The following is a 16,988-nucleotide window of genomic DNA, read 5'->3' on the forward strand; positions in this document are numbered from 1 at the left end:
GGTTTTGGCTATCGAAATGAAAACCGTTTATTTCTTCGTTTACGTTTAGAAATAGGTCACTGATTTTGTCACCCACGGCTTTTGGTGAAGAACCATAATTATCCCTTTTCGTCTATTCACTATTTATAAAAGTCGTCGATACTGCTCTGCCTCAATTGAGCGCTTTTGCTCATCTAAACGCTTATCGAGCTCCTCTGCCGTAATTGGCTGTGTTTCTAGTGGATCTGAATCGTCCCCATGCTCAGCAAATAATATAATGCTGCCCTGCTCTACAAGATGTGCATAGTAGGCTGTTTGAGCTTCTGTTAACGGAAATCGCTTTAAGCCCTCTGCCACCGCTGAATCGCCTGTAAACCATGACTTAAATTGGTCTCGCCAATTACCAGCCTCATATGTTTGCACATCATCATCCCATTTAACATCCTCTAGCTGCTCAGCATCCTTGGCAATAATATGAATATCCTCTTTATGATAGCCCTCTAAACGCATGCTTTCTAAAATATGAAGCATTTCATCCTTTGTATGAGCCACTTCAATTTGTGGGTTTTGTTCATGCATCATGTTCAATTCCTCCTAATTTATATGGCTTAGTTAGCTTATTACCCTTCCACCCTATAACCAAACCAGCTTTTACAAACTGTTATCAGATTGTTATCTATTTGTTACAAAAAAAGCATTTGGAACCGTGCAAGCTCCAAATGCCCATTATATGCTACTTGCTAAGGAAGGCTTTTAGCATCCATGTATGTTTTTCAAGTGATTGATACATGGCATTTAGTAAGTCCTCTGTACGGTCGTCCCCTTCTTCTGCTGCAAGCTCCATTGTTGAATTTAAGGCTTTCATAACCTTTTCAAAGTCCTCAATTGTTGTTGCAACCATTTCCTCTGTTGTTTCATTTCCTGTTGCTTCCTCTACATACGATAGCTCAAGATGCTCTTTTAATGTCGCTACAGGCTTGCCATCCTTTGATAAGATACGCTCAGCAATCTCATCTAAATTTAAAGTGGCTTCATTATACAACTCTTCAAATTTTGCATGGAGTGTAAAGAACGCATGTCCTGTAACATACCAATGGTAGTTGTGCAGCTTTGTATAAAGCACAGACCATGTGGCAACTAACTTATTTAATTGTTTGTTTAAATTTTGTGTCATACGTATAGCTCCTCCAATATATGAAATGTTCTAGCCATTTATATCAAGCTGGCTACGTACTTATTGTTCCCACCTGACACTATTTCAAACATCTATTTTACAATATAAGAATATTGCCACTATTCTACGTAATTATTTCCCTTTCCGAAATAGTTTCGTTATAATAAAGTCACTTACATATGAAGGGGTGTTCAAAAATGGATGTTTTACCATTACGCAAAGATGTTGCGGTAGAAGAAACTTGGGATTTAACCGCCTTACTAAAAAACGATGCTGATTTTGACCCAATGCTTGCGCAGCTTGTAGAGGATGCACTTCAATTTGGGCAACAGTTTCAAGGGACAATTACAAATGCACAGCAAGTAATTGATGTACTAACAGCCTTTGAGGAACTCTATAAAAGCATTGTTCCTATCGGCACATATGCTAGCTTAAATCTTCAAGTAGACCGTACAGACGATAAAGCACAAATGCGTGCTGCTAAGTATAGCTCAGCCATCGGTAAAATTAGCAGTGCAATCGCTTTTGTTCGCAGTGAGCTGCTTGCCTTAGATGAAGCCATTTTACAGGAAGCCGCAGCAGTCAACCCGCTGTATCAGCACTATATTGCCGAGCTCTTAAAATACAAGCCCTATCAACTGCATCCTGAGGTAGAAAAAGCGCTTGCTGCCTTTAGCTCAACATTTGACGCACCATACGAAATCTATAACACAACAAAATTAGTGGATATGGACTTTGGGGAATTTGTAGTCAATGGTGAAAACCATCCGCTTAGCTTCGTACTTTTTGAAAATGACTGGGAGTTTGAAGCCGATCTAGATGTACGTCGTGCCGCATTTACAGCCTTTTCAAGCAAGCTGCGTGATTATCAGCACACAACTGCACAGGTTTATAACACACATATCCAGCAGGAAAAAACAATGGCAGATTTACGAGGCTTTAAGTCTGTCATTGATTATTTACTATTAGATCAGGATGTCGATGCTGCTCTTTATCATCGTCAAATTGATTTAATTACAACAGAGCTTGCGCCACATATGCGTCGCTATGCCAAATTAATTCAAAAAGCAAACGGCATTGACCAAATGACCTTTGCAGATTTAAAAATAGCGCTTGATCCCGACTATGACCCACAAATCTCAATGGCTGAGGCGAAGGAGTACGTTGAGAAGTCATTAGCAGTAATGGGAGAGGACTATAGTCATTTAATGGATAGAGCCTTTGCTGAACGCTGGATTGACTATGCACCAAACAAAGGGAAATCAACGGGGGCCTTTTGTTCAAGTCCATATGGTAGCCACCCTTATATTTTAATGTCATGGAATGAGCGTATGAATGAAGTCTTTACACTTGTTCATGAGCTTGGCCATGCGGGGCATTTTGCGAATACACATGCGCATCAATCTTATTTCAATAGTCGCCCTTCGCTCTACTTTATTGAAGCGCCATCTACAATGAATGAAATGCTGCTTGCTAATTATTTATTAACACACCATGATGATCTACGCTTTAAACGTTGGGTGATTTCGAATATTGTATCGAAAACATATTATCATAACTTTGTTACACATTTACTAGAGGCTGCTTATCAGCGTAAAGTATATGAGCTTATTGATGCTGGTGAAGCTGTCAATGCTACTATCTTAAATCACTTAAAACGTTCTGTACTTGAAGATTTTTGGGGTGATGCAGTCGATATTTCTGAGGGTGCTGAGCTTACATGGATGCGTCAACCGCACTATTATATGGGGCTGTATCCATACACATATAGCGCAGGCTTAACCATTTCTACACAGGTATCTCAGCGTATTTTACAAGAAGGTGATGTAGCCGTGCAAGAATGGCTAGCCGTGCTACAGGCTGGTGGCACAAAATCGCCTGTAGAATTAGCACAAATGGCGGGCGTGGATATTACAACGGATCAGCCATTAAAAGCTACCATTGCCTATATTGGTCATTTAATTGATGAGCTGGAACGCTTAACACTTGAAATCGAAGCTGCCCAATAATTGAAAACGGTGCTGTGCTTGATGGCGCAGCTCGTTTTCTTTTTTAGTTCTAAGTAGCACTATGCGTACATATACTAGAATCAGGGCGTCCCGCTATGTTTTTAGATATTTCAAAATAGATAATCATTTTTCTTCATACAAAAGTACCGTTATTATTAATAGTGCGCAAATTATTTAGCAATACATTGATTAACAATTTTCAAAGGAAGTGTTCTAATTATGGTAAAACGTAATGATCCATGCCCATGCGGTAGCGGCAAAAAATATAAAAAATGTTGTGAAGGCAAGCAACAAGTAACAGTAGAAGCTGTACAGGTTGAAGAATTAGAGCGTGTGCTGCAAACATTTTATCTAGAATATCCTGAGCGTAAAGATGTTCGTGCTTATATCGAGCATGTGGGCACATGGCAGCCTAAATTAGAGAGCGTTCTACAGCGTGAGCTAATTGAAGCCATTGCGCTAGACGACTTTTTCTTCCATCAAGAGCCCTCTATTTGGAAAGGCTATTTAAAGAAAACAAAGAAAAAGGCGGTCAGACCTTCCACTGTCAAAGTGCTAGAAGAATGGTCACAGCCAACGCTTTTTATTGGTACGGTGTCTGCTGTTGAGGAAAAATATTTTAAAGCTACACATTTGCTCACAAATGAGGAGCTATATATTCGTCGTGAAAATAATAAGCCAATTCCAGAGGGTATGCAGGTCTTTGCCTTTATCTTACCTGATGGGACAGCCAAATCGACACATTACTTAGCTGTATCCACGCTTATTTTCTTCCCAGACGATCATGCAAAAGTATTTGAGGAATTTAAGAAAAACTTTGAGGCATCTAACAAGAAGGTTCATGTATTCTTAAAAGAAGAGCATTTAATGTTCTGGGAGTTACTTGTTTCAAATGGTTATAAGGGAGAGGAGTTCACAAACTTTGAGAGCAATGTGCTAAGACAGGTGAAGGACTTTTTAGAGCAAAATAATCGTGAAACAGAGCCAATATTAGAGCTGTTAGAGGATTATTTAATCGAGGGACAACCTTCTGCTCGTAAAGAGGCTGCTATTGCTGCTGGCGCTATTCGCTATGGTCAGGAAAAGGAGCTGTTTGAATCGCTATCGATGACGGTAAAAGAAATTGCCGCAACATTCGATATTTCTGCCTCCTCCCTTACAAAGTATTACCAAGATTTAAGTAGCTATGCTGCGACAAAATAATCATCATTCAAAAAAGCTACCTTTATCACAAAGGTAGCTTCAGACTGTAGACAAACTCAATGAATTTTGAGTTTGCCTACAGTCTTTTTTCTTTTACAATGAAATCAAGGAAAGCCGTTGATTGCCACTACGGGCGGACGCTTTCCGCGGGAGTCGCCGCCCCATATATGTCAACTTAAGAGAATTTTAGAATCAAATGATTGTTTTTCCCTATTTGATGGTATAAGTAATTACCATCAATTGTAAGGAGGGATACCATATGAAGCACAAACATCCTGTTTTTCAGATGAAGCAGTTGTTTGACCTTCTGTCGCCCAAAAGAACTGTCCCGCATTGCTAAAGAAACCAACTTTATTCAAAGGGAACGCAAGTTAAATGTAAACACATTTCTTGCCCTGCTTTTCGACCAGCCCGGCATGATTGCGAGGTGTTCTCTCACTCATCTGTGTGCTAAGCTGACCAAACAGAATCTTTCCATGTCCAAACAAGCGCTTGATAAACGGTTTAATGAGTATGCCGTCAACTTTTTGGAACAGATTTTTCTTCGATTATTTGAGAACCTATCCATCTAAGAGTTCTCAAAGTTACCCATTGCCAGCACATTCAGATTCAGAAGTATACGCATCCTTGATGGCAGTTCCATTAAGTTACCTGATGCCCTTCAGTTGGCTTTTCCGGGTACAACTGGAGCTGGCGTGAAATGAACGTGAACAAGTAGAAATGTTAACGCTTGTTTCCAAGACCATTTAGTAGGAAAATTAGAGGCTGCTATTGATTTTTCATCTAACCATTAGTAGGAAATCTCTATTCATCACAAAAGAAATGATGCATCATGAACTCCTCCATGCAGACCATCTATTTATTGATGCTACACAAAGAAATTTTTCCATAAGCATGTATATATTAAAAATAAACACTATAGAAGAAAAAATGTTAGACCATTTACAAGTTTGGTCTAACATTTTTTTGCGTTATTAGAACACATATACTTTAATAAATCACAAAAATAACATTCATTTTTTGATTTTTCTCAATAAAATGAGTTATGTCCCAGCCTCTTTCCATCGTTAAACATCATTATATAAAGGGAGAGATTATTTGCTATAAACTTTTAAAAGCTCTTCTCCTAAAAACTGTAGCTTTTCGCCAACTGAACAGGATTCAATGCAGAAGCGATGAGCTCCAGGTTTCCCACGTTCTTTACGCAACTGCTGAATAACGAGGCAATCTGCACAATACGTGTCATGCAGCTCGTCAATATCCTTCATAACCATCACTTTATCCATACGAAACTCTCGCTCCTTTCAGGTTATGCTCAAAATTCGCTTCTTTCTATTATGAAGCGTTCATTTTAAACAAGCAACTATTTTGTCTATTTTTTCAACAATGTCCATCACCATGTTGTACAATAACAGGGAAGTTAAATTGCAAAGTAGGGATAATATGCTAGAAGTATATATTGATGCGGCAAGTGCAGGCAACCCCGGTCCTAGTGGTATTGGACTTTTTATCAAAGGGGAAGGTCACCATCTACAAATAAGTGAGTATATCGGGCAAACAAACAATCATATTGCTGAATTTACAGCTTTAATCCGTGGTCTTGAAGAGGCACAAAAGCTCGGCTCCACATTTGTATCTGTACGCTCTGATTCCAAAATTGTTGTTGCCTCTATGGAAAAAGAATATGTGAAAAACGAGGAATTTAAACCTTATCTTGAAAAGGCTTTAGCGCTTGCAGCAAGCTTCGAGTTATTTTTTATTAAATGGATACCTGATGCACAAAATAAAGCAGCAGATGCTTTAGCACGCCAAGCCATTCATAACCAACATTAATCAGACATTAACGGGGACTGTTTGCTAAGCAGTCCCTCTTTCACCCCACTCCTGCCACTATATTTATTGTCCCACCATATTATTTTTCAAAAAATGCTGGAAAATACGCTTTATTTTCTGATTAATACCAAACAATATTGACAATGTTGTAGCATGGTGATACCTTTAACACATTAGTGATTTAGCAAACGAAAGTGAAATAGTATAATTGGGGGAAATAAAGGATGAAACGTATTGTAACTTTATGTATGATGCTGATGGCAGTAATTGTGTTAGCAGCATGCAGCACAGCAAAAGAGGATTCGGCGGAAAAAAAGCCGGCAGCATCTGCTGACAACGAAAAAATTATTATTGGTATTGACGATAAATTTGCACCAATGGGCTTCCGCGATGAAAAAAATGACATTGTTGGCTTTGATATTGATTTAGCACGAGCAGCAGGAGAGCATATGGGCGTAGAGGTAGAATTCCAGCCAATTGATTGGAAAACAAAAGAGGCAGAGCTGCTGAGTGGACGTATTGATTTAATTTGGAATGGCTATACAATTACAGATGAGCGTAAAGAAAAAGTATTATTTACGAAGCCATATCTTGAAAATGCACAAGTTGTTGTAACAAAAGCGGATTCAGAGATTGCACAGCTAAGTGATTTAGCAGGTAAAGAAATCGGTCTTCAATCCCTATCCTCTGCGGCAAACGCATTAAATAGCAACCCTATTCATCAAGAAGTGAAAAACATTACAGAGTTTGCGGATAATGTACTAGCTTTATCTGATTTAAAAACAGGCCGTGTAGATGCTGTTATTATTGACGCTGTTGTGGCAGAATATTATATGACACAGGAGCCTGATACATTTAAGCTATTAGAAGAATCACTTGCACCTGAGCAATACGGAATTGGTGTAAAGCCAGGCAATGAAGCATTATTAGAAAAACTACAAGCTGCACTCGATAAAATGAATGAGGATGGTACGGCTGCTGAAATTTCTACAAAATGGTTTGGCGAAGATAAGGTATTAAAATAATGATAGGATTTTAGTAAGAGTTTCCTTTGTGAAGCTCTTACTCTTTTTGGAGGGACTTTGTTATGGCGGATTACTGGCAAACTATGATATTGCCGATGCTAGAAGGTGCGAAAATGACTGTATTACTGTTTATTATCGCGATTCTAGTATCCATTCCATTCGGCTTTTTATTAACACTCGCAGTAAAAAGTCGTATTAAACCACTTGCTTGGCTTGCACATACATATATTTACATCATGCGTGGTACACCGCTATTACTACAACTATTATTAATTTGCTTCGGTTTACCGATGCTGCCAGTAGTCGGTGAATATTTAGTGCTTGATCGTTTTGTGGCTGCTTGCCTTGGCTTTATTTTAAATTATGCTGCCTATTTTGCAGAAATTTTCCGTGGTGGGCTTCTTGCTATTGATAAAGGACAGTATGAGGCAGCCCAAGTTCTTGGCTTATCAAAATGGCAAACGACAACACGCGTTATTTTGCCACAAATGTTTCGTGTAGCATTGCCAGCATTATCAAATGAATCAGTAACATTAATTAAGGATACGGCTCTACTCTATGCGGTCGCTGTGCCAGAGCTGCTGCATTTTGCACAAACAGCCGTTAATCGTGACTTTACCATTACGCCATTCTTTATTGCTGGAGCTATTTATTTACTAATGACACTTGTCCTAACAGTGTTCTTTAAATGGCTGGAAAAACGCTTTAAATTTGAATAGAGGTGATACATATGGCATTGATAGAGGTAACAAACTTAAAGAAAGCCTTTGATAAGGTAGAGGTTCTTAAACAAATTACATTTACAGTAGAGAAAAATGATGTCATTGCTGTTATCGGTCCCTCTGGGTCAGGCAAAAGCACAATGCTACGAAGCTTAATTCATTTGGAAGAAATTGATGGTGGTAGTATTTTAGTGGATGGCGATTATCTGGTGCAGGAAGGTAGCTATGCAAAGCCACAGGACATCAAAGCTTTAACAGCGAAAATGGGTATGGTCTTTCAACACTTTAACCTGTTTCCCCATTTAACGGTGCAGCAAAACCTTGAGATGGCTCCTCGCCTATTAAAAACAGAATCAACAGAAGCCATTACGGCTCGCTGCCATGACTTATTAAAGAAAACAGGGCTTGCTGATAAAGCAAAGGCATACCCTGCCAATCTATCAGGCGGTCAAAAGCAGCGTGTAGCTATTGCCCGTGCGTTAATGATGAATCCTCAAATTTTATTATTTGATGAGCCAACCTCTGCCCTTGATCCTGAGCTAACAGGAGAGGTTTTAAAGGTTATGAAAAGCCTAGCGGAAGATCATATGACCATGATTGTTGTAACGCATGAAATGGGCTTTGCACGAGAAGTTGCCAACAAGGTAGTCTTTATGGATGGTGGCGAAATTATCGAAACTAACCATCCCGATCAATTCTTTACAAATCCACAGAATGACCGCACAAAGGCATTTTTGCAAAAGAATCTTAAATAAGAGCATGGAGAGTAGCTATTGTGCTGCTCTCCTTTTTAGTAGGCTTGTATCAAGGCTGTCGCCACACTGAGAAATTTATAAATAAGGCAATATCTATTTTGACGAAGAGTGCTAATTATGCATAACTATTGGCAATAATCCCTTCAGCTATAGTTATTGTTCATTATAGTATAATAGTTAAAGTACATTTAAAATTAAAAGATCGTTATTATGAAGCTATTAGCATTACGTCTTAAAAAGTAAAAGGAATGGTAATTAGGATGTTTACAAGAGAATGGTTAGAAAGTCAACAAATTTGGGTCTATGGGATTGCCCTGCTACTTGGTGGAATGATAGGACTTCTACATGAGGATTTTGGCAGCAGCTTGGATTGGACGATTTCACCACTAATCGCCATTCTTATGTATGGAATGTTTGCGCAGATTCCATTTTTAAAGCTACGTGAGGCAGTAGCAAACTTTAAATTTATTGCGGCATTATTAATCGGGAATTTTTTAATTATCCCTATTATTTTCTGGCTATTAACAATGCTACTTCCACAATCTCCACCTGTTTTATTAGGTATTTGTTTAGTATTGCTAACACCATGTATTGATTATGTTATTGTCTTTACACAGCTTGGTAAGGGCAATGCGCAACTAATGCTAGCCGCTACCCCTATTTTATTTGTTGTCCAAATGCTCTTACTACCATTGTATCTATGGCTATTTATCGGTAAGGAAATGGTAGGCATTGTACAAATAGCGCCATTTTTAGAAGCGTTTTTATTACTAATTATTGTTCCTTTGCTGATCGCCATTATGACACAATTATCGGCTCATAAAAATAGGCTTGGCGAAAAAGTGTTAGCGCTAACAGCATGGCTGCCCGTACCATTTATGGCGTTTGTTTTAATGGTGGTGGTCGCCTCACAAATTGGCAAAGTCTACAATGATTTTGAGGTTATTGTCCGCGTCATCCCTATTTATGTTGCTTATTTAATCATTACACCTATTACCGCCCGTTCTCTTGCAGTAATTTTTCAGTTGGAGCAAGGTGCAGGACGAGCATTAATTTTTAGTATGAGTACAAGAAACTCGCTCGTAGTTCTTCCACTAGCATTAGCTTTACCAGCATCATGGGCGACATTGGCAGCAGCGGTTATTGTTACGCAAACGATTATGGAGCTAATTGGAGAGCTTATTTATATTAAAATCGTTCCTAAATGGTTATTGAAGGATAAAGTACAAGGCATTAAGCGTTAATATGCTCAATGCCTTGTACTTTATGGATGAGCTCTCTGTTTTGCAAGACGTAGTAGATAAATTATCAACACAACACCAAGGACCATTGCCGCTGTTCCATAAACAACAGCATAGCCTGCCTGTACAGCCACCATGCCTAAAATATAGGAGCCCAGTGCAATGCCAAGATCGAACATCGTAAAGTATGTAGCAGTTGCATAGCCACTACGTTGAATGGTTGTTGATTGAATAGCTAATGCTTGGAAGCTTGTTGTTACGGCTCCATAGCCAAAGCCCACAAAAATGGCGGCACTTAAAAAAAGCACTGCCCCTTCTACAAATGCCAGCATAACAAGTCCAATGGCAAAGGATATCAAACCGGGCAAAATCACATAGTGCGGCCCCTTTGTATCATAAAGCTTGCCTGTATAAGGTCGCGTAATAAGCATTGCTGCTGCAAACACCGCATAAAAAAGGCTGGCAATAGCCATTAAGCCCTTTTGCTGTGCATAAATTGATAAAAATGATAGGACGCTTGCATAGGCAAACGATACAAGGCTCGCAATGGCGGCAATTGGCAATGCTTTGCGCTCAAATAAATCATTAAATTTAAAGATTAATGCTCCTTTTGAGGCAGGCTTTGGTAAATCATCTGTATTTACCGTTAATGCACAAAAGCCTCCTGCCAATATACAAATGCTCATCACAATAAATAATACGTTAAAGCTACTATATTGAATTAATAATAAGCCGATAAATGGCCCGATGACAACGGCAAGATTCGTGGACATGGTGAAATAGCCTAAGCCTGCCCCTTTGCGCTTAGCGGGAATAATATCTGCTGCTAGCGAGCCTGCTGCTGTTGTAATAATACTAAAGAAAATTCCTTGAATAAATCGAAGCCCAAGTAAAAGCCCGAACGGATGAATCACTAAATACAATACTGTACAAATAAAATAGCCTATTAATGATACTAGTAATAGCTTTTTCTTACCAAAAACATCTAATAGCTTCCCTGAGAATGGACGTACAATAATAGCGGATAGTAAAAAGCCGGATAATAATAGACCCGCCTCCTTATCCGTTTGATGTAGTTCCCCAATGGCATAAAGCGGCAAAGTGGTAACAAGCCCGTAAAAAACAAAAAACACTGACATATTCGTTAAAAACAGGCTTATAAAACGCTTTGTCCATATTTGTGTATGCTCTTCTTGCTGCATGTCAATCAACCTTTCATTTTTTCCAATAGCCCTATAAATTGCTGCTGCTCCTCAACAGTAAGGGAGCCAACCATTTCTTCCTCAAATGCTAAAATCGTTTCCTGAATGGCTGGTAAACGCTCCTCAGCCTGTGCGGATAAGGTAACAATTTTTTCACGCTTATCCTCACCATCTAAGCGTTCAACCCAGCCCAATGTTTCAAGTCGTGTAATCGCTCTTGTAATACTCGGCGCCTCCACATTTAAGTATTTCCAAATTTGGGTTAAGGTCATGGATCCGTTTTTATGTAAACAATATAAAATCGCCCATTGCGAGCTATATAACTCATGCTGCTTTAACACTTCATTTAAGCAATTTGTTAAATAGCGGCTTTTTTGAAATAAAGCATGGAATATTGGATTCATCTAGTAGCCTCCTACAATTATTTAACTAGCTAAATAAATACTATACGCCTCCTTTTTTTCTTTGTAAAGGTTTCTTTATTGGGAAGGAGATTTTTAAGCTATGTCGAATTTAGCAGTTAGACTCACAATATAAGGGAGATGAAATCATGGGCAAAAAGGTATTAATTTTAGCAGGGGATGCAGTAGAGGCTTTAGAAATTTATTATCCGTATTATCGCTGTTTAGAGGCAGGCTATGATGTGACCATTGCAGCTCCGTCCGCAAAGAAATTACAAACGGTTTTACATGATTTTGTAGATGGCGTCGATACATATATCGAGCGTCCTGCCTATGGGCTAGAGGCACATGCCGCATTTGCAGATGTTGATCCAGCTCAATTTGATGGACTAATTATTCCTGGTGGTCGTGCGCCAGAGTATATTCGTTTAAATGAGCATGTACCAGCGCTTGTTAGCCATTTCTTTGAAGCTAAGAAACCAATTGCTGCTGTTTGCCACGCGGCGCAAATTTTTGCAACGATTCCTGAAGTATTAAAGGGACGTGAGCTAACAGCCTATATTGCCTGCAAGCCAGAGGTGCAAGTAGCAGGAGGCACTTATATTGATGCTAATCTCCATACAGATGGTAATTTAGTAAGTGGACATGCATGGCCTGATTTACCAGACTTAATGCGTGAATTTATTGATAAATTAGAGGGTTAACCAATAAAGTAAAACGTCCAATCGGATTTTTACAGGCTGTTGATCCCCCACTTAAGTATCTGATGTCTTGAAATGGGGGTCTTACAGCCTGTTAATACAGGATAAATGAGGATGCCATCATTTCTAGGCATCCTCATTATTTTCATGCAATGCAATATGAATAAGCTCCCCTGTTGCAGTGATATAGCTAATTCGAACATATACACCGAATTCCTTATCACCCTGCGTTAGCCAAAGCTTAAACTTTTCAATCGTTGATTCTCCATGAACTTCTTTACCCTCATGCAAATAATCCACAATCTTCGCTTGAGGATATTTTGCCTTTACCTCCTTGACAGCCAATTGCCCCCATTTGGCATAAGCTGGTGCTTCCTGTTGCGCATTGACGATAGGTAAAGGTGCTGTATAACCAACCAAAAAAAGCGTCAGCATAAAAGAAAGTTTTTTCATAGCGGAATCCCCTCGTATAACAGACATGCTCCTAAAGCATACTACTAAAGGAGCTGTATTTTTATGATTGCTTTGGCTGCTGAGGATTATTATGAATCACTTGGTTAAACTCTGCTGAGTATTCCTCACGATCATTTTTATTGTGCGGCTTTTCCTGCTTCTTCTTTTTAAAGCTTGTTTTACTCTTTTTTGCCATCACAAATCACTTCCTTACTTTGTTTTATTGGATTGCTGATTTTTATCATGGTTTGTTTTATTGTTTTTATTTTTTGCCTTTGCATCAAATTCAGCGCCAAACTCCTCATTTAAGTTATCGTTCGGGTTATTATTATTGCTATTACTACGATCGAGGTCTTTGCTTTTGTAGGTTCCAAAAGGATTATGCGTTCTAACATTCATCGTTTTATTATTATTGCGATTATTGCGTTTGCCCACGTCACTTCACCTCCTACTTGTAATGTGCTCAAATAGCGGCGTTTTATGTAACCAATTACGTCCCAGCGTACATCCGCCGGAGCTTTTATCTTTGTTCAGTGAGCGTTTGGACACCCACTGAACCAAAATAAAAAAATGTACATTACTAATTGATCTTAGCCATGTACATTCGTTTCTGTCCCTAGACAGGTGTATATTCTGTAATATTAAGCAATGCCCCAACAGCGCCTGAAAAGCCATGGTCATTAATAAAAACAGGTGTATGTTTTTTTGTGCGTGTATAATTTGCAATTACACGCGAAAGATGCTCATTATTGCTTAACGTTGAGCCAATATACACAATATGCTGCGTATGTTTTTCCTCTGCATATTGAATACTTAATGTTGTAATCACCTCGCCTACAAGCCCTTGGACAGTCGCAATAATATCCTGTGCTTGGTGCTCAGTTGACTTAGTAATGCCTACTTTCCCAAAATTACTAGCTGTTAAATGGCCATCAATCGGTGTGTCCATGCCTTGATAAATATCCTTTACCAATAAATCAATGCCCTCACGGTTGCCACCTACCGCTAATTCCCGTATTTCATTATAATCTGTAATGCCCGTTGTAAGCGCTGACAATCCAATTAATGTCCCGCCGCCAATGCCTGTCCCGCCAACACGTATATGTGTATTGCCTTCCATATAGTGAATGGAAGTACCTGTCCCAATATTTGTAATAATACTACGCTCAAAAAAGTAGCCTTCTTTATTGAGTAAAAATCGGACACCTTTCAATGTTGCTTCAAATTCCACTATATAATGAATCGATTTCATTGTTTTAATGACATCAAGTAATTGTTCTGTACGTCCCCCCGTCACACCAATATCCTCAATACCTGGATGATTTATAATCCATTCCTTTACAGTGTGCAAATCATTCGACGGAAAGGTTTTTAAAACAAGCTCATTGCTTTTGTCTAAATAAGCAACCTTTGTCAATGTGCCACCTGCATCAATTCCTATAGCCTTTGGCATGCCAATCTCCTTTGCTTTTATTGCATATACCATCGTACTTAGTAGCCGATGATTCATAAAACTATGCTCTCTTAGGTGTCAAAGATTTTATTGCAGCGCTATTTGTGCAAACCTGAAAAAATCTTGACTTCTCTATTTGTTCTCGAAAGGCTAAATGTTCCCTTAAATAATGTACCGCTATTTTCGCCCTTTCTAAACTTTAACGCTGTTGAAATAATTGTGCAATAACTTCATAAATTTTCATGAAAAAATCACGAAAAATAGCAAAATTTTTCTATTTTATCACTGTATTTTCATGATTTTTTATAACTTTATCATCATTCTACTAAAAAAAATAAAAAAAGTGAAAATACCTGCTTATTAGGCATTTCCACTTTGTTTTCAGATTTTTGGATTAACGTGCAGAGTAACCACCATCAATTACAAGCTCGCTCCCTGTAATATAGGAAGCTTCGTCTGATGCTAAAAATAAAATGGCTTTTGCTACCTCTTCAGGCTGTCCAAGACGTCCCATTGGTGTAGCTTTGACAAGCATCTCCATTGCTTCCTTTGCCTCTGATAATTGAGCGGTCATAGGTGTTTCAATAACACCAGGAAATACAGTATTTACTCGAACATTGTATGCACCAAGCTCTGCTGCGGCTGCACGCGCAATCGCACGTAAAGATCCTTTCGATGAGGTATAGGCATTAAAGCCTGCACCAATAATGGCTGTATAAGAGGATGTATTAACAATGGAGCCCTTCCCTGCTTCCTTCATATACTTAGCTGCATGTTTAATCCCAAGGAATGGGCCGAATGCATTGATATTATGCATCATTGTCCAATCAGCCTGTGAAATTTGCTCTGGGTCTTTTTCCGAGGAAATACCAGCATTATTAATTAAAATATCTAGTCGACCATATTTAGCAATAATAGCTTCCATTACCTCCGCCCAATTGTCATCAGAGGAAACATCTAGCTTTATTCCTTCCACATTGTCTAGCTCCGAAATTTTTGCTAGGTTTTCCTCGTTAATATCTGCTGCGATCACCGTTGCTCCTTCCTCAGCAAACAGCTTTGCCATTGCCGCCCCCATACCAGATGCGCCACCTGTAATCATTGCAATTTTATGCTCTAAACGTCCCATCTTTATAAACTTCCTTTCCATTAAAATATATAGCTTTAAATAGTTTACTATTAAACTATATCACTACTTGTAAACGTTTTCAAAGAATATCTTCTTATTTACGAACAATCTGTTTTATCTTTCTTTCTATTTACGATACGATATACTATAGATGTGGAACCATTTGAACGGAGGAATACAAGTGAAAGATCAAAAAAGACTTTACAAAGAAGCAATGCAAGTATTAAAAGATACAAGCCGTACTTTTTATATACCAATTACGTTTTTAAAAAATGATTTAAAGCTATCCGTAGCAGCCGCTTATTTAGCCATGCGTGCGATTGATGAAATTGAAGACCATGAAAAGCTTACAAATGATGTAAAATTTGAGTTATTGTCAGCAACGAGTGAGTTATTAAAGGACACATTTAATGAAGAAGCCTATCAGGCATTACTCGCACCTTATGCAGATCAATTACCTGAAGTATCACTTCGCCTCGCTGATTGGCTAGCATTTTGTCCTGATGCATCACGACCTATTGTACAGGCTTCTACAAGTGAAATGGCTTTTGGTATGGCAAAGTGGGCGAAGGCAAATTGGCAGGTGCGTACACGTGAAGATTTAGACGAGTATACATACTATGTCGCAGGGCTTGTCGGAACAATGTTATCAGAGCTTTGGGCATGGGGAGCAGATGTGCAAACAGATCGCGAATTAGCAATTGGCTATGGACGTGGACTACAAGCCGTCAATATTTTACGCAACCAGCATGAGGATTTAGATGAGCGTGGTGTAAGCTTTGTTCCTGATGGCTGGACACGCGAGGATTTATTTGCCTATGCAGAAGAAAATCTTGCCAAGGCAGACCTTTATATAGCAGACATCAATAAACGTACTATTTTACTATTCTGTCGCTTACCATTGGCATTAGCTCATAAAACATTAAAGGCAATGCAGGAAGGTCGAGAGAAAATGACACGCGCAGAGGTTGAACAAACCGTCGAAGAAGTACAAGCTGATTAATTAATAAAAGCCCTAGTACATGAAAGCTAGGGCTTTTCTTTATGCAGAGGCAATAAATTCTGCTATTAATTGATAGCTAAAGTAAATCGAGCATATCACAAGCAGCATCAGTACAGCATTTTCAACCTTACTGCCTGTTTTTGTGGTCAATGGAAAGCGCACAGCTATGGAGGCAGGGAAAAATAATTTAACCCCTTTCTTTGTACACATATCGAGTAAAATATGACTCGCCATTCCTATGATGATCCCAACTGAAATCGCTCTATAGGGGATAAATGTATGTAAGACCACCATCATTAACAATAAAAATAGTAAGCTATGTGTAAAAGAGCGATGCCCAAATAATGTATTGACAAACTTCGATAGCATTGGAAATTTACGACCAATTTTGCTACCTTTATGGCATATATCTGGAAGCAATGCACCAATCGCACCTGCCCCGACTAATATAAGTGGATTGTCATTGGAATATTGTGCAAAGGCAAGTGCTGCTGTAATGCCCCCAACAATATGGGTGTTCCCTTGCATAATCTACATCCACTCCTTCTTTCCTAATCTTTTTCTCCTATTTACTGTACCATACTTTTATGCAAAAGGGAACATATATTCCGAACGCACGCTCGAATTTTATCCCAAGCAATTTACTTGGAAAAAAACTTTATTTATCGTATAGTAAAAACACATTTTATCATAAAGGAGATCACA

Annotated in this window: 20 protein-coding genes; 9 read left to right on the forward strand and 11 right to left on the reverse strand. The window is 38.8% G+C overall.

Annotation, left to right across the window (positions count from 1 at the left end):
• Positions 1-123 precede the first annotated feature (123 nt).
• Together ACIQVU_RS13020 and ACIQVU_RS13025 are read right to left on the reverse strand one after the other, a co-directional pair.
• Positions 124-561 (reverse strand): general stress protein, encoded by a 438-nt coding sequence (locus ACIQVU_RS13020; RefSeq protein WP_340805333.1) that lies wholly within the window; start codon positions 559-561, stop codon positions 124-126.
• Between the two features lie 151 nt (positions 562-712).
• On the reverse strand, positions 713-1,153 hold the full coding sequence (locus tag ACIQVU_RS13025) for a Dps family protein (protein WP_340805332.1): 441 nt from the start codon (positions 1,151-1,153) through the stop codon (positions 713-715).
• 197 nt (positions 1,154-1,350) lie between these two features.
• On the opposite strand from ACIQVU_RS13025, the gene pepF reads away from it, so the two are divergent.
• Positions 1,351-3,162 (forward strand): oligoendopeptidase F, encoded by a 1,812-nt coding sequence (gene pepF, locus ACIQVU_RS13030; RefSeq protein ID WP_340805331.1) that lies wholly within the window; start codon positions 1,351-1,353, stop codon positions 3,160-3,162.
• Positions 3,163-3,381: 219 nt separating this feature from the next.
• Entirely contained in the window at positions 3,382-4,365 is a 984-nt protein-coding gene (locus tag ACIQVU_RS13035; protein ID WP_340805330.1) for an SEC-C domain-containing protein, read from the forward strand.
• A 1,094-nt stretch (positions 4,366-5,459) separates the two neighbouring features.
• On the opposite strand, the gene ACIQVU_RS13040 is transcribed toward ACIQVU_RS13035, so the two are convergent.
• Positions 5,460-5,651 carry a zinc-finger domain-containing protein gene (locus ACIQVU_RS13040; protein ID WP_340805329.1) on the reverse strand — a complete coding sequence of 64 codons (192 nt, stop codon included), beginning with the start codon at positions 5,649-5,651 and terminating at the stop codon, positions 5,460-5,462.
• Positions 5,652-5,808: 157 nt separating this feature from the next.
• On the opposite strand from ACIQVU_RS13040, the gene ACIQVU_RS13045 reads away from it, so the two are divergent.
• The 5 genes from ACIQVU_RS13045 to ACIQVU_RS13065 all read left to right on the forward strand — a co-directional run bounded on the left by ACIQVU_RS13045 (position 5,809) and on the right by ACIQVU_RS13065 (position 9,944).
• Positions 5,809-6,198 carry a ribonuclease HI family protein gene (locus tag ACIQVU_RS13045; protein ID WP_340805328.1) on the forward strand — a complete coding sequence of 130 codons (390 nt, stop codon included), beginning with the start codon at positions 5,809-5,811 and terminating at the stop codon, positions 6,196-6,198.
• Positions 6,199-6,422: 224 nt separating this feature from the next.
• Positions 6,423-7,223: an amino acid ABC transporter substrate-binding protein gene (locus tag ACIQVU_RS13050; protein ID WP_340805327.1), complete on the forward strand. Its 801-nt coding sequence runs from the start codon at positions 6,423-6,425 to the stop codon at positions 7,221-7,223.
• 62 nt (positions 7,224-7,285) lie between these two features.
• Positions 7,286-7,942 (forward strand): amino acid ABC transporter permease, encoded by a 657-nt coding sequence (locus ACIQVU_RS13055; RefSeq protein ID WP_340805326.1) that lies wholly within the window; start codon positions 7,286-7,288, stop codon positions 7,940-7,942.
• An 11-nt stretch (positions 7,943-7,953) separates the two neighbouring features.
• Positions 7,954-8,700, forward strand: coding sequence for an amino acid ABC transporter ATP-binding protein (locus tag ACIQVU_RS13060; protein WP_340805325.1), 747 nt, complete (start codon positions 7,954-7,956; stop codon positions 8,698-8,700).
• 260 nt (positions 8,701-8,960) lie between these two features.
• Positions 8,961-9,944, forward strand: a complete 984-nt coding sequence (locus ACIQVU_RS13065) for an arsenic resistance protein (RefSeq protein ID WP_402895902.1) — start codon at positions 8,961-8,963, stop codon at positions 9,942-9,944.
• 20 nt (positions 9,945-9,964) lie between these two features.
• On the opposite strand, the gene ACIQVU_RS13070 is transcribed toward ACIQVU_RS13065, so the two are convergent.
• A complete protein-coding gene (locus ACIQVU_RS13070) occupies positions 9,965-11,143 on the reverse strand; it encodes an MFS transporter (RefSeq protein ID WP_402895904.1) in 1,179 nt (392 codons plus the stop codon).
• A gap of 5 nt (positions 11,144-11,148) precedes the next feature.
• Complete coding sequence (locus ACIQVU_RS13075) at positions 11,149-11,547, reverse strand: MarR family winged helix-turn-helix transcriptional regulator (protein ID WP_340805322.1); 399 nt, start codon at positions 11,545-11,547, stop codon at positions 11,149-11,151.
• Between the two features lie 146 nt (positions 11,548-11,693).
• Here ACIQVU_RS13075 and ACIQVU_RS13080 point away from each other — a divergent pair, with 146 nt between their 5' ends.
• Positions 11,694-12,248, forward strand: coding sequence for a DJ-1/PfpI family protein (locus tag ACIQVU_RS13080; protein WP_340805321.1), 555 nt, complete (start codon positions 11,694-11,696; stop codon positions 12,246-12,248).
• 123 nt (positions 12,249-12,371) lie between these two features.
• Here ACIQVU_RS13080 and ACIQVU_RS13085 read toward each other — a convergent pair whose 3' ends face one another.
• The 5 genes from ACIQVU_RS13085 to ACIQVU_RS13105 all read right to left on the reverse strand — a co-directional run bounded on the left by ACIQVU_RS13085 (position 12,372) and on the right by ACIQVU_RS13105 (position 15,280).
• On the reverse strand, positions 12,372-12,698 hold the full coding sequence (locus tag ACIQVU_RS13085) for a DUF3889 domain-containing protein (protein ID WP_340805320.1): 327 nt from the start codon (positions 12,696-12,698) through the stop codon (positions 12,372-12,374).
• A gap of 61 nt (positions 12,699-12,759) precedes the next feature.
• Positions 12,760-12,894, reverse strand: a complete 135-nt coding sequence (locus ACIQVU_RS13090; protein ID WP_340805319.1) for a hypothetical protein — start codon at positions 12,892-12,894, stop codon at positions 12,760-12,762.
• Between the two features lie 14 nt (positions 12,895-12,908).
• The gene (locus ACIQVU_RS13095; RefSeq protein ID WP_083448589.1) at positions 12,909-13,133 is read right to left on the reverse strand and encodes a hypothetical protein; all 225 of its coding nucleotides are present in this window, start codon (positions 13,131-13,133) and stop codon (positions 12,909-12,911) included.
• Between the two features lie 181 nt (positions 13,134-13,314).
• Positions 13,315-14,151 carry a type II pantothenate kinase gene (coaW, locus tag ACIQVU_RS13100; RefSeq protein WP_340808555.1) on the reverse strand — a complete coding sequence of 279 codons (837 nt, stop codon included), beginning with the start codon at positions 14,149-14,151 and terminating at the stop codon, positions 13,315-13,317.
• Positions 14,152-14,545: 394 nt separating this feature from the next.
• A complete protein-coding gene (locus ACIQVU_RS13105; RefSeq protein ID WP_340805318.1) occupies positions 14,546-15,280 on the reverse strand; it encodes an SDR family NAD(P)-dependent oxidoreductase in 735 nt (244 codons plus the stop codon).
• Positions 15,281-15,461: 181 nt separating this feature from the next.
• Here ACIQVU_RS13105 and ACIQVU_RS13110 point away from each other — a divergent pair, with 181 nt between their 5' ends.
• Positions 15,462-16,283 (forward strand): squalene/phytoene synthase family protein, encoded by an 822-nt coding sequence (locus ACIQVU_RS13110; protein ID WP_340805317.1) that lies wholly within the window; start codon positions 15,462-15,464, stop codon positions 16,281-16,283.
• A gap of 39 nt (positions 16,284-16,322) precedes the next feature.
• Here ACIQVU_RS13110 and ACIQVU_RS13115 read toward each other — a convergent pair whose 3' ends face one another.
• Complete coding sequence (locus ACIQVU_RS13115) at positions 16,323-16,811, reverse strand: metal-dependent hydrolase (protein ID WP_340805316.1); 489 nt, start codon at positions 16,809-16,811, stop codon at positions 16,323-16,325.
• Between the last annotated feature and the right edge of the window lie 177 nt (positions 16,812-16,988).

Source organism: Lysinibacillus sp. NPDC098008, from assembly GCF_044760715.1.
GTDB lineage: Bacteria > Bacillota > Bacilli > Bacillales_A > Planococcaceae > Lysinibacillus.